This window comes from Shewanella hanedai (assembly GCF_007197645.1).
GTDB lineage: Bacteria > Pseudomonadota > Gammaproteobacteria > Enterobacterales > Shewanellaceae > Shewanella > Shewanella hanedai.
Genome location: NZ_VKGK01000002.1, coordinates 184891 through 198196 on the forward strand (window position 1 = coordinate 184891; position 13306 = coordinate 198196).

At 43.1% G+C, this 13306-nt stretch carries 9 protein-coding genes; 5 read left to right on the forward strand and 4 right to left on the reverse strand.

Features of this window, described 5'->3' with window-relative positions; translation table 11 throughout:
- Positions 1-7: 7 nt before the first annotated feature.
- The 3 genes from FN961_RS02710 to FN961_RS02725 all read left to right on the forward strand — a co-directional run bounded on the left by FN961_RS02710 (position 8) and on the right by FN961_RS02725 (position 5407).
- Positions 8-2728: a c-type cytochrome gene (locus FN961_RS02710; RefSeq protein ID WP_143563002.1), complete on the forward strand. Its 2721-nt coding sequence runs from the start codon at positions 8-10 to the stop codon at positions 2726-2728.
- Positions 2729-3401: 673 nt separating this feature from the next.
- Positions 3402-4577, forward strand: a complete 1176-nt coding sequence (locus tag FN961_RS02715; RefSeq protein ID WP_143563003.1) for an NAD/NADP-dependent octopine/nopaline dehydrogenase family protein — start codon at positions 3402-3404, stop codon at positions 4575-4577.
- A 557-nt stretch (positions 4578-5134) separates the two neighbouring features.
- Entirely contained in the window at positions 5135-5407 is a 273-nt protein-coding gene (locus tag FN961_RS02725) for a DNA polymerase III subunit epsilon (protein ID WP_143563004.1), read from the forward strand.
- 131 nt (positions 5408-5538) lie between these two features.
- On the opposite strand, the gene FN961_RS02730 is transcribed toward FN961_RS02725, so the two are convergent.
- Entirely contained in the window at positions 5539-5943 is a 405-nt protein-coding gene (locus FN961_RS02730) for a hypothetical protein (RefSeq protein WP_143563005.1), read from the reverse strand.
- Between the two features lie 304 nt (positions 5944-6247).
- Between FN961_RS02730 and FN961_RS02735 the strand changes: the two genes are divergently transcribed.
- Complete coding sequence (locus FN961_RS02735) at positions 6248-7486, forward strand: Xaa-Pro dipeptidase (RefSeq protein ID WP_229814614.1); 1239 nt, start codon at positions 6248-6250, stop codon at positions 7484-7486.
- A gap of 396 nt (positions 7487-7882) precedes the next feature.
- Here the strand turns inward: FN961_RS02735 and FN961_RS02740 are convergent, their stop codons facing one another.
- The 3 genes from FN961_RS02740 to FN961_RS02750 are packed head-to-tail and all read right to left on the reverse strand — an operon-like array spanning position 7883 to position 10220.
- Complete coding sequence (locus tag FN961_RS02740) at positions 7883-8074, reverse strand: hypothetical protein (protein WP_143563006.1); 192 nt, start codon at positions 8072-8074, stop codon at positions 7883-7885.
- A 9-nt stretch (positions 8075-8083) separates the two neighbouring features.
- Entirely contained in the window at positions 8084-9280 is a 1197-nt protein-coding gene (locus FN961_RS02745) for a serine hydrolase domain-containing protein (protein ID WP_143563007.1), read from the reverse strand.
- Between the two features lie 55 nt (positions 9281-9335).
- Positions 9336-10220: a TolB-like translocation protein gene (locus FN961_RS02750; RefSeq protein ID WP_143563008.1), complete on the reverse strand. Its 885-nt coding sequence runs from the start codon at positions 10218-10220 to the stop codon at positions 9336-9338.
- Between the two features lie 351 nt (positions 10221-10571).
- On the opposite strand from FN961_RS02750, the gene FN961_RS02755 reads away from it, so the two are divergent.
- On the forward strand, positions 10572-12794 hold the full coding sequence (locus tag FN961_RS02755) for a winged helix-turn-helix domain-containing protein (RefSeq protein ID WP_143563009.1): 2223 nt from the start codon (positions 10572-10574) through the stop codon (positions 12792-12794).
- Positions 12795-13306: the final 512 nt, after the last annotated feature.

Consider the following 13306-nt stretch of genomic DNA (forward strand, 5'->3'; position numbering starts at 1 on the left):
GCATAAAATGAAAAATAAACAATTTATTATCAAGATATTTTGTATTTCTATCGCCAGTGCATTTATCACCCAAGCATTAGCTAAGAACTACATATTAACGCCTGATCAGCGAACCGTGACGATTAAAGGCGGCTTCTCGCAACCTGACTTGTCGCAATATCGTTCAAGCATTGACAGCAAAATCATTGATCGTACTTTCTATACCAATGAAGCGACCTTCATGGCAAATGAAGGTTATAAAACCGGAATGGAAGGCTATAACGACATGGTGAAAGCCAGCTTTCCTATTGCCTATAAAAGAGCATTTCAATGGGTCACAGCCCGTGAAATGTACTTCTATGCGCGCTATTTACTGGATTATATTGGCGGACGTAGCCACTCTGGTGTGCATATGGTGCATGGTCCATATTTCAGCATGAAAGCAGACAAGCACAGCCAGTTTAACAAATTAGTGCGTGACCGAGGTGAGCGTCAATTTTCAAACAAAGACATTCTATTAGGGATGGATTTACCCCTTGTATATCAACGAACTGGATTCCCACGCGTGTTCGATGATATTCAACCAACCTACTTACAATACAAGTCGGTACAACCTTTTTTCACTGGTCAGTTAGACAATACCGACAGTTTCGACGACCCAATAAGTGGCAAAAAAGGAGGCTGGGGAGTCCCTAATACCTACTTCAACGACTTGCCTCAACGCTTTGATCATGGCGACATGGACACCACCTTTAACTTAGGTGCCATGGGACAGTTCGTAAAACGCCGATCACAATGGTTAGACCGATTCTTCCAAGCCAATCACAGGGGCACAACCCATATATCCAAGCATAAAGAGGTGCCGCTATTAGGTAATGATGCTGAAGAGGGCATGCGTGGTTGGGGGCTCACCATGAGTGCCTTGAACGCCATGCTGCAGGTTAAATCATCCATGTTTACCGATGGTGAAAAACTCATCGGCGTCAATACCGATACCTATGATCCTAAAAATGGCTTTAAATACCTTCCCCATGAAATAAAGCCAAACCTATTATGGGTGGGAGACATTCCAGAGCGGGTTTGGGCCATGGATATCCAAGACCCAAGTAGCCAATTATGGGATCAAGCATCTTGGGTATGGGCAACGTCAGCCTATGCTGTCGCTGCAAATCGCCGTGGTGACTTTTTCACGGATAACCCCCCAGTAGATGGCGGTTTAGTCGAAAAACGTACAGGGTTACTGGCCGAATCAATTGGTAATGCCGTCTTTAGTAACATTCAAGCAATGCACACAGATAACAATATACTTGTGTCTCAATGGCATCCGGAAGAAGGTAAAGGCTCAACCATTACATTAAAAGATATGGCAATGGCACTGGTCGCCATCAATGATATGGCACAGTCATGGCAAAATATGGCGCGTAAACCAGAGCTGGTTCAACAAGCAAAAACACTACTGGTCAATAACGCGGACTTTTTAGTTAAAGTGCAAAATCCTAATGGCAGTTTTAACAGTAGTTACAGCACATCAGGGCAAGCACAGGGGAAAAATGGTCTTGCTGTATCGCAATTTGAAGGGATCCGAGCATTAATTGCAGCCTATTACTCCAGTCGTGATGATAAATATCTCACTGCAGCACGAAAAGCCTACAACCATGTTAACCGCGATTACTGGCAAGTCAAAGATGGGGTTTATCGCAGTGAGTTAAACAATGATATTGCCACCGTCACCCCTTATTCAGTGGGCGTTACCATGGCAGCCTTACGTGAAGTGATGTTTACCACCCCAAGCTATTTGCTTGAAGACCAAGTAGAACACATGACACGTTGGTGGGTTCAAACCGTTAACCAAAGCGGCTTATTGTTGTCAGAGCACCAATCCACCGGTGAGGTTTTCACTGGATATGGTACAGGCGATGACGATGCTGATGGCATCCCCTATGTGAGTAAAGCACATGGTGAATACGGCGCAGCTCCTGTTATGGCCGCTGTTGTGAAAATTAACCTTGGTTCAGCATCAAATGCCGCGTTTAATGCTATCGAAGGTGATACTTACCAAGGCGATAATCTTGACCATGTCGCCATGAACTTTTCACTGGCGCAGCATCCCTCACTTAAACATGCACCCCAGTTAGCACTCACCAACCAAGGTGTTGAGGGTTTAGTAAACCGTTCGGATCTGGTGCGTACTGACGGTTCGCACATTCCGTTGCAACCATCAAAGCCCATACTTATCGGTAAAGGCACACAACATGACCTAAGCGGTAAGCAAATTTTTGAAGCAAACTGCATGCTTTGTCATGGCCAAAACGGTGAAGGCATTGATGGCAAACCGTTGAAGAACTTTATGGGATACCCTGCGGCGACAATGGAAGCGTTCGTTTTTTCTGGTAACCCCACCGCATCAATGCCCGCTTTTGGTATTGGTAATAATGACAAAGTCGGTGGCACGCTGACCAAAGACGAAATTAAACGGGTTGTCAGCTATGTACAAAGCAATAGCTTTAAGCATAACTACGCTGAATCGCAAAAAGGCCACATCATTAAAGGCTTTCAGGCGAAGGATATTTGGTTCTATCTATCTCGTTATAATGTGCAACATCGAGGAGAAAAAATGATTGATGCCAGCATTGCTCAGCAATACATAGAACAAATGCAAAATCCAGCCAAGGTCAAAGCGGCTCAATATGAAAACATTCAACGCAGTAAGCCTGATGCAGACGTGACTCAAGCCGATATGCCTCAGTAGGCATTCACATTGAACAATGCACTCTTTGTCATCCGTTAAGCAGAAAGTAGCTTGCTGTTTACCCAGCACGCTACTTTTTGCCATATCTTAGACGAATAAAATCAGGCCAATGCTTTATGACGCCAGCATCAGTATAGGGTATACTCCGCTCGCTCAATCTATATCGATTGCATCCAGCTTTGATTAGCGTTTATGCAGGTTCACCCTAAGGCCATTTCTACCTATCTACGTTTCCACATCTCGAAGTTTCCACATCTCGAAGTTTCCACATCTCGAAGTTTCCACATCTCGAAGTTTCCACATCTCGAAGTTTTCACATCTCGAAGTTTTCACATCTCGAAGTTTTCACATCTCGAAGTTTTCACATCTCGAAGTTTTCACATCTCGAAGTTTTCACATCTCGAAGTTTTCACATCTCGAAGTTTCCACATCTCGAAGTTTCCACATCTCGAAGTTTCCACATCTCGAAGTTTCCACATCTCGAAGTTTACACATCTCGAAGTTTACACATCTCGAAGTTTACACATCTCGAAATTTACACATCTCGAAATTTACACATCTCGAAGTTTACACATCTCGAAGCTTACACATCTCGAAGCTTACACATTTCCACATTTTCAAGAGAATAATTTTCATAAATTCTTAAATAAAAACAAAATATAAAAGGAATAAAATGAAAATAACCATAATTGGAGCTGGCAATGCTGGTTCTGCTTGTGCGTTTATGGCTGCCGAGGCAGGACATAAAGTCAGATTACTGAAGACATCGAACAATATTACTCATGATGATCATTTTGAAACAATGGTCAAAAATAAGGGCATATATTGCATCGATAACACCAAAAAAGGACATTTTACAGATAGCGCAGATGATGCCGAAAAAACCTTTCAACCATTAGAACTGATAACTCGAGACCCTAAAGAAGCGATTGAGGGGGCGGATGTGATCATGATTTTTATTCAAACCACTTACCATCCTCATTTAGCAAAGCGAATCGCAAAATATTTCACTGATGACCAACTTGTCATCTCAATTCCAGGCTATGCAGGCAGCATCTTCTATAGTCAGTTTTGCGAGAACAATCCGATATTTGCCGAAGGGGAATCAACCCCTAATGACGCAAGAGTCGTTGAACCTGGTACTGTAAAAGTGTTATTTAAGAACGCCAGAAACTCGCTAGCATTCTTCCCTGCAACAAGAATGGCAGAAGGGATGGCGATAGCATCTCGCTTGTTTCCAGCCTACGATCTTGAAATCAGTAACGCTCGAAAACATATCTTCGATTCAGCACTGCATAATCCCAATATTATTGTTCACACAATCGGGCAGTATGTTATGTATCCCATGCTGGAATATTGTGCCAAGCATCATCCTGATGAAGTGCCATATATGTACAGAGATGCACTTTCGACGGACATGGCTTGGTTAATGATAGAGAAATTGGACGCTGAGAAAATGGCGGTATTAAGCGCCCTAGGATGTGAACCTATTCCTTATCTAGAAGCATGCTTATTCAGGAATGAAGAAGATCTTAACCAAGATCCTAGAGAGGTGTTTGAAAGCTATAAAATATCATCACCTCCAGGCCCTTATAGTTTCGATAACCGATACGTCACTGAAGATGTGCCTATGGGGCTGGTTTTATTATCCTCATTAGGTGAAAAGTTAGGTATCGACATGCCTGAATGTAATCGTTTAATTGAGATGTGCAGTGGCATTCTATCAAGGGATTTCTATGCCGAAGGCAGGACATTAGCTTCGTTAGGGTTAGCGGAACTAACGAAAGAGGAGTTACTGCAATTTGTCGAAACTGATGGTCAAAAGAGCCTTTTAACCATGCCAGTGTGAGTACACAGCATTAAGCCTTAAAATAGAAAGGGTCAGGTTAAAAGTTGACGAGCATCCCACTTGTTCAAAAGTTGACTCTGACCCCGTATATATCTCACATCTAACGCTCTAAAATCAATCTAAAGCCAGATACCATGGGGCTTGCAATGCATCTTATGCTAAAATCCGCTCTCAGCTTTATGAATGTTTAATACCAATCAGTATAAAGATGTGATCGCTCAGCGAGAATTTAGCGATTCAGAGGCAAGGACATTAATTGCTCCTGCATTAACGACATTCAGAACATCCATGTTCTTTGCAACGAGTGTAGAGCATAGTTATTCTACGTTTAAGCTCGTTAACACAGCATCAGAAGCGCTAAAACTCGCCCTTTGGGTGTGTTTTTGACTACCTACTTCTGCGTTGAATGAACTCACAAGGGAATAACCATTCCGTCATTCATTCGCCTTGAACTAGTTTGCCAAAAGCCGCACTGAGTAGATCACTTTCTTATACTGATTGGTATAGATCTCATTTGTTTGACTGAACCTAGTGTTTAACTGATGAGGAAATAAAAGATGAGTAAATTAAACGCTGAAGAGCGTAAAGCACGAGATAACGAACGTTTTTCACAGCGAGTTGATGAGCGCAGAACAAAAGGCGAAGACGTTGTTGCCTATGCACTTGCCAACAAGAAAGCCTATAAATTTTTGACTAAAGATGAGAAATTCGAGCTTAAGCAAAGACAAATAGCACTTCAAAATGAAGTACAACTGACTGAGCAAGAAAAGCAGAAGCTTAGAGATGAGCAAGAGTTAGAAAAGGTTCAAGCGGCATTTACCGAACAGTAAAACAGCCATATTGATTATGGATGCGGTGTTAAAAGCAAGTTAGATATCGCAAGATTGAGTCAGGGATCCACAAACATACGATTAGACTCGTTGGGATCCCTCAGACTTTTAGCCTATTTTATACCATGCAACTACTGCACCCACTGTATTAGCTCATTAGCGCCTCTCACAGCAAACTGCCTTTTAATTAAGCTTCCTGACGCATCAAAGAGTAATAGCTCCGCTTGGCCAGCTCGGTGTTTAGCTATCAGCTGCTGCCCCTCTGGAGTGCCCACTCTGGCGAGTAAAAAAAGCACGTTATCATCAAGCAGTGCACGCGCTTCATTCATCTGCTCTGTTTGGCTGCTACTCACCGCCAGATTGGGATCATAGACAAACACCAGCACAGGCTTACCAGCACCGATCTCCTCAAAGGTCGACTTAAACCCTTTTGGCATCATCATTAACAACAACCAAAAAAGCAGCACTATAGATAAGATGACACCTATCGCAATCCAAGGCTTACGACGAGTCGAATGTGAATTATCTGTACCCATGATGACAAAACCCTCTGTTAACTGTTTAAGTAGATGACTAAGCAACCCATTGTAATCAACATAACTGAGGTTAATATTAAATAACCTGAATTCTTTATACGTTACATCACTTGTTTCAATTCGACAGTTATCTGCATTAACGCTAACTTAACATTTGTCGTATGATAGGTTTCAAGCTTATTTCAATCAAAACAAAAAAGGGAAGACCACACGGATGGTAAACAATAAAGCGTTCATGGCGTTAACTAAATTCAATTTAAAGTCTTCTCTGCAATTATCCTTAGCAGCGACAATCGCACTCACAATGAGCTTGCCAACCCTCGCACAAGATACCCTGTTAATCGCAGATGCTTACGTCGATGTCCTCGAAGGGAAAACCATTAAAGACGTGGCTATCGTGATTAGCGACAATCAGATAAGCAAAATAACCAAACAGTCAAAAATCCCAACGGATAATGATTACAAGCTCGTCGATCTAAGCGGTAAAACCCTGCTCCCTGGTGTTATGGACATGCATGTTCACCTAGCCGGTGATGCTGAGGATAATTTCTTAGCTGCGCAAAATTATTCGATTCCCCGCCAAACTGTAAAAGCGGTCAAGAATGCCGAGATAACCTTAATGGCAGGCTTTACCACAGTACGAGACTTAGGCGCTTCAGGCTATGCAGTAATAGCAACCCGTGACGGCATCAACGCAGGTGAAATTCCAGGACCAAGAATTTGGGCGGTAGGCAATCCTATTAGTATTACCGGCGGACATTGTGACGATAATTTCTCTGCCCCAGAAAAGCAGTCAATAGCACAAGGTGTCGCAGATGGACCTTGGGCAATACGCGCCAAAGTCCGAGAGAATATTAAATACGGTGCCAATGCCATTAAAGTCTGTGCCACTGGCGGCGTATTTTCTAAAGGGACTAAGGTCGGCGTTCAACAGCTAACCTATGAAGAGATAAAATCTGCCGCCGATGAAGCCCATATGCGTGGAGTGATCATTGCCTCACACGCCCATGGCACCAGTGGTATTAAAGAATCAATCAGAGCCGGAGTCGACAGCATCGAGCATTGCAGCTTTATGGACGATGAAGCAATCAACATGGCCATTAAAGCGGGTACCTACCTGTCTTGCGATATCTACAATACCGAATACACCCTCGCCTTTGGCGCAGCCAATGGTGTCCCGGAAGAGAATATCAACAAAGAAAAGCTCGTCTCACAAGCCCAGCGTGACAGCTTTAGAAAAGCAGTCAAAGCAGGCGCTAACATGGTGTTTGGCTCTGATGCTGCTGTCTATCCCCATGGTGATAACGGCAACCAATTCTCACGCATGGTTAAATTTGGCATGACCCCAGCTCAAGCTCTGCAAGCTGCGACGGTTAACAGTGCTGCTTTACTTAAGCAAGACAACATGGGGCAAATAAAAGTGGGATTCTTAGCTGACATCATCGCCGTCGAAGGCGATCCGTTAGAGAATATTAGCTTGATGGAAAACGTGACCTTCGTGATGAAGGATGGGCAAATCTTTAAACACTTAACCAGCGAATAAACACTCGTAGTTTAAACAGTCAATACACAAACAAGCAGAGTGTTCAGCTTCACTCTGCTTTAATCCTTGCCGTTCCAAAAGTTGTCATCCTAATCTCTTGCTCGATAATCAATAAAAACGCAGGGCAAAAGTAATTGGATATAAATGCCCTGACATGGTTTATCTTTTCGGCCTAAGGTTTTCTATGATCTGCGCATCGAGCGAAGAACATAGTTGCTCTACGTTTAAGCATCGGATGCACTAAAACTCGCCTTTCAGGAGTGTTTTGGCTGCCTACTTCTGCGTTGACTAAACTCACAAGGGCATAACCATTCTATCATCCATTATTCTCGGATTTAAAAACAACGGTCGTATTTTCCCCACTTTTGCTGTTTCTCCTAGAGAAGTAGTACTCTTTCATGTCGGGTGTGAAGCTACCACCCCAATCTCGATGCTCTGTAGAAAAATACTAGGGGCGAAAACTTCAGGCGTTAAGCCTGGTGGTGTTTGCCCAATATAAGGGCCTTCGAGTACTGAAGCCTCATCATGAGCATGGCTTCCGCTACTCATTATCAGTACCGAAAGAGCAAAAACATAAGCAGATTTCATGGTGACTCCTTATTTAGCAAACGCGGGTAGGATGATTTTTGAAACCTGAGTCATGATGGTATCTGCATCATCAGCACCTGTTATCACAATAATGAGATCAAGCTCAGCAACTGTAATAATGCGTTGCCCGCCACCACCCCACGCTAAATTGGCATCATAGTTTTTATCGCCGATGGTTATATTGGTTTGATACCAAAAATAGCCGTAGAAGAAATTTTTGGGATGCCAATCTTCAGTCGCCTTAGTCACGCTACTGGTGGCCTTAGCTAAATAATCTGCGGATATGAGTTGCTCGCCCTGCCATTTGCCTTTGTTAATGACCAAGGTGCCCCACTTGACCATAGCCCTTGATGTCATGCTCACACGCTGACCCGCTTCTGGTAGCCCGCTTACACCAGTCTGCCAGCGATAGTTGCTGATACCCATTTTGTCGAGAAGCTCATTTTTAATAAACGCTTTAGCCGTCCCCGGCACCACGGCCTCGATTACTTGCATCACCAAGTTTGATTGGCCGCCGCCATATTTAAATATCTGAGACTTTGCGGTGATAGGCGCGCTACTCTCAAGAAAAGCTTGAACTTCGCCTTGACCCTTTAGTCGACTGGGAGTTTTCTCGAACTCTTCCCTTTGTTCATCACTGATGCGAATGCCAGAGCTCATGATCAATGCTTGGTGCAACGTGATCTTTTCTGCACCATCGACGAATGTTGTTGGGTCCAGGTCCTTAAGAAAGCTGACCAAGGGCTTGTCCAAATCGGCCATGGTCAAATACCCCATCTGGATAGCACGACCAAGCGCTAGACTGGTATAGGATTTAGTCGTTGACGACTGAAAATGCGGCAGATTAACACGAGCACGCTGATAATATGATTCAAAGAGGAGTTTGCCCTTGTGGGCAATGAGTAGGCTGTCGTAGCCACCGTGCCTACTGTCGGCGATTTCTTGGGCCAGCATGACAATCTTATTTTTATTACCGCCATCAACGCCTAATTCGCCAACGGCAATACCATCTTTTCTATCGGCTGGAGTTGTATCAATATAGGCTTTTTTGAGAAAAGGCATATCCCAGAATGAGATTTGAGCCTCAGCGGCTGTGGCCTCTGGCGCGAGGTCTGCACTGTCTTCAGCACTTGCTGCCACAAAGCTACTCATGCCGCCAAGGAGCACTACTGCGATGACTCTTTTGAATTTCAAGTTGATGGTCATGTTAATCCTTCAAATTGTTAATGCCTCTATCCAAGGCAAAATAATGGCTTGTGGCTTATAGCTTGGGTCTTAGAGTTTCAATTATCTTTGCATCCACCCAGTAGATATCCACATCCATGTTGTCGTAATTAGTGCCATTATCTATACGTCGATTAAAGAGTAGGTATTTGCCGTCTGGCGTAACACTCGCGTAAGCATCCCATTTATCGGAATTAACCTTATCGCCCATATTGATAGCTGGGCCCCATGAACCATCCTTTTGTCGAAAACTGATATAAAGATCTGAGTCTCCGTAATTGCCTTTACGTTTACTGTCCCAAATGAGGTAACTTTCGTCTGGCGCGATAAAAGGGTGAGCTGTGTACGTCCCTGAATTGACCATTGAGTCCATGAGTATCGGAGCTTGACGCTTGCCGTCCTTAAGCGTCGATATACGAATGACATCCTTGCTTTTATAATCGTCAAACACATAAGTGCCCTTGGCGGAGGCAGATAGGCGCATAATGCCCCAGTCTTTTTTATCAAACATTGGCCCAAGGCTTTGACGCTCTGACCAACCATCGCCAATGCGATCCCTGTAGCCTTCTGCCATGTGCCAGCGTTTGCCGTCAGGCGAGAATACCGTTTCGCCGATACGTGGAACCTCTAGGTACTTCTTCCAGATATTGTTTTCCTGGCGGAAGCCTATCACCACCGCAGGAGTCTTATCCCCATTGTCAGTCGTGAAGTAAAACTCTTTCATGCCGGGTGCAAACACCCCTTCAAGCTCCCATCCATCTTTCGAGATGATACCTGGTGCAAATGGCTCTGCAGTCATGCCTGGTGGGGTTTGCCCCATATAAGGGCCTTCTAAAATTGGCCAGCCTTCTTGGCCATAGCATTTGCTGATCATCGCTAATACAGCAAGCAACAGTGCAATTAACAGAGATATTGGTTTCATTTTTAATTCCTTTTTTGCCAATTTGATAACCAAGCCCACCGTGTATTCCTGTCATGGCAAACACGGTCAGGTAACGACTCACAATCACTACTTTTTGCGATAAACATTTAACGCGATAGTTAATGAAGTAAGAGTCCTAAATTCAACCAATTGAAACTAAAACACTTGAAGTTAATATGATTTTTACCTGACGTCTTCATGATAATGTAAAAGCCCATTGTTATCAGTTGGTTACAAAGTTGTACTCAATAGGTGTGGCAGGTATGCTGGATAGGAGTTGGAATAGGCTAGCGTGATTTCTTCGTTTAGAGTCACTTTCGAGTATCAGCTTTCATCCTAAATAGAGGTTATATGTCAGAGCAATACTGGGTTGGTGATTTTTTTATCGATTTATCCAGAAATCAAATCACGAAAAATAATCAATCGGAAACTCTTGCTCCCAAAGCCTTAGCAGTGCTCACCCACTTGGCTGAAAATCGGGGTAAAGTAGTAAGCCATGACGAATTGTTAGCGAAAGTCTGGCAAGGCACTGTAGTCTCAACCAATACGCTACAAAGAAGCATTGCCCAATTAAGAAAGGCACTGGGTGACGATGGAAAAGTTCAAGTCTATATCAAGACCCATGCTAAACAGGGATACAGTTTAGAGTGTGATGTTCGCTGGCATGATAGTGCCAACTCAACAAACGCTGAATCGGTTAACCTCAATGAAACTCAAGAAGCTATCCTTGATGAAATTTGTGTTGACGAGATCGGTGTTGAGGGGGATGACGCTAATAGCGATATTAATCACCCCGCCAAGTTAGCCCCTAATGCTGTAGAAAACGCAGCAAAAACTCAAACATCTTCAAGATCCCGTTTAATGTCGATGGCCATCATTATCGGTATTATCATGCTGACTTTTGTTGGATATCAATCTCTCGCTCCCGAGCAACCCCCACAATTATCCTTTGGGGAACTGCGCGCACTTACCGCTACAGATAACAAAGAGAGTGCTGGTATTTATTCGCCTGACGGTCGATACATTGTTTACCATCGTTATTCAGAAGAGTTTTGTATAAACAACCTTTGGGCCAAGGATACCAAAACACAGGAGGAGTTTAGGCTAACCGAGAACTTAGATACATATGGCAGTCACAGCTTTTCTGAAGACGGCCAGAAACTGGCTTTTGTTCAATCTATCGACTGTAGTCAACCGATCACACAGAAAAAATGTTACAAACTCATGAGCTTGGATTTTAACAAGGCACTGAACTCGCCTCAGCCTCTACATGAATTAATGGAATGTAAATATTCAAAAATACAAAGACCCAAATGGTTGAATAATGACAACATCGCTTTATTACAAAAGGCGTCAGATCGTTGGAAGTTAATCAATTACTCCGTCAGCGAAGATGAAAGCCAAGTCATATATGAAATCAATGATGGCACCATCATCTATTACGATTATTCAATCACAGACGGTTTGTTTGCTCTCACAACAATCCATCATGATGGCCATTATTACATTGAAATAGTTAGCACTGATGGTCAGCTTGTATCGAGTCATCGAATCAATAAGCCCAAAGAGATACCAAGATTCAGGCATATCTATCCCAACTTTTCTCCCTTTGAAAACCTGCTCGTTTTTAGTACTGGTAGGCAGCTCTTTACACTGTCATACGAAGGTCAAATCAGTAAGGTCAGCTTGCCGCTTGATGAACCCATAGGCTCACCCGTATTTCATCCTAATGGTGATCGAATGGTGGTGATTAAAGGGCGTTACGATAGTGATATTGTATCTGTGTCACTCTCACAGATAGCAAATACACTAACTGCGACATCACAAGACAAAGAACTCACTATTTTAGAGCGTTCAACAGCTGGTGAGGACAATGCAATATTTCAACCGGGCGGCGAGTTAATTGCTTATAAGTCAGAGCGTTCGGGCGAAGAGCAAGTGTGGATCACCGATGGTGAAGGTTCACGACAGATCAGCCACTTCCCTATGGATACATACATCTTTGGCATGGAGTGGGCTGCAGACGGACAAAGCCTTTTAGTGAATGCCAACGACATGCTGACTCAAATTGACCTGGATTCAAATCATAAAACCTTGCCATTGGAATACCCTGTTGTACGTCTTTTTCAATGGGACAGCCAAAAGCACACCGCTTTGATGCATATACGTATCAAAGGGATATTAAAATCTGTAGAGCTTAATTTAACTAATTCCGCCATACGCATGATTAATGACAAACCGGTTTCTTGGGCAACAAAAGATGATAATGGTCAACTCATCTACCTCGATCACATGGAACGATTCTGGCGTTCAGGAGCTGTTGAAGATGAGCTTATTCAAGCGCTAGATGACCAAGGAAGTGGTAAGCGATTCGTGGTAGAAGACGGTGTCATTTATGGTATCAATGATGATTTTCAATTGTGGTCATATGCTCTGGACGCAGACAAATTTGAAATCATCGGAGAGTCACCTAAAAATGTAGACTATTTAACCGACATCAATCAGACACAGCTTTTGATGACAATACGGGCTTTTTCAAAAAAAGAGGTCGCTGAACTCTACTTAAGCAAATAAACAAGTAGAGAGAATCGATTGTTCATTGTCTTCTAAGGACAATCAGCTGACAGGTCAATTGTGAGCAGGTTAATAGAAGACTCTTTATTCAGCAAGCACTCGGTGGACAGACAACGATCGCTAGAGTGCTACAACTTGGGAACGGATAAAACTTACTCTTACCCAGCTTATTTGAATGCTCAATTCTCAACAACAAAGTGTAACTTCGTACACCTTTCGGTTGGCTAAGCCGAGAAACGCTCCAAAAGTGTCACTTGTTACACTATGCAATAGATTTAGCCATTAGCTCAAAATGCCCCCTAAGAATCAGAGCGCTATTAATAATAGTGATGATTCGTTTGTTTAGTGTCTTAGCTGAATTCTCAGAGGTACTCCTCCGCTTCTCTTCACGGGTTATGCATCATGTTGCAGTTGTTCTAAGTATGTTTCCATCACGTTACTAATACCGCTTTATTTAGTGTAGGAAATTATATTAATAAAAAATATTTCTGTAGTAAAAAACAGCACTTAAT

Coding starts and splice junctions, on each gene's coding strand:
- FN961_RS02710 (WP_143563002.1), top strand. CDS start 8: ATGAAAAATAAACAATTTATTATCAAGATATTTTGTATTTCTATCGCC.
- FN961_RS02715 (WP_143563003.1), top strand. CDS start 3,402: ATGAAAATAACCATAATTGGAGCTGGCAATGCTGGTTCTGCTTGTGCG.
- FN961_RS02725 (WP_143563004.1), top strand. CDS start 5,135: ATGAGTAAATTAAACGCTGAAGAGCGTAAAGCACGAGATAACGAACGT.
- FN961_RS02730 (WP_143563005.1), bottom strand. CDS start 5,943: ATGGGTACAGATAATTCACATTCGACTCGTCGTAAGCCTTGGATTGCG.
- FN961_RS02735 (WP_229814614.1), top strand. CDS start 6,248: ATGAGCTTGCCAACCCTCGCACAAGATACCCTGTTAATCGCAGATGCT.
- FN961_RS02740 (WP_143563006.1), bottom strand. CDS start 8,074: ATGAAATCTGCTTATGTTTTTGCTCTTTCGGTACTGATAATGAGTAGC.
- FN961_RS02745 (WP_143563007.1), bottom strand. CDS start 9,280: ATGACCATCAACTTGAAATTCAAAAGAGTCATCGCAGTAGTGCTCCTT.
- FN961_RS02750 (WP_143563008.1), bottom strand. CDS start 10,220: ATGAAACCAATATCTCTGTTAATTGCACTGTTGCTTGCTGTATTAGCG.
- FN961_RS02755 (WP_143563009.1), top strand. CDS start 10,572: ATGTCAGAGCAATACTGGGTTGGTGATTTTTTTATCGATTTATCCAGA.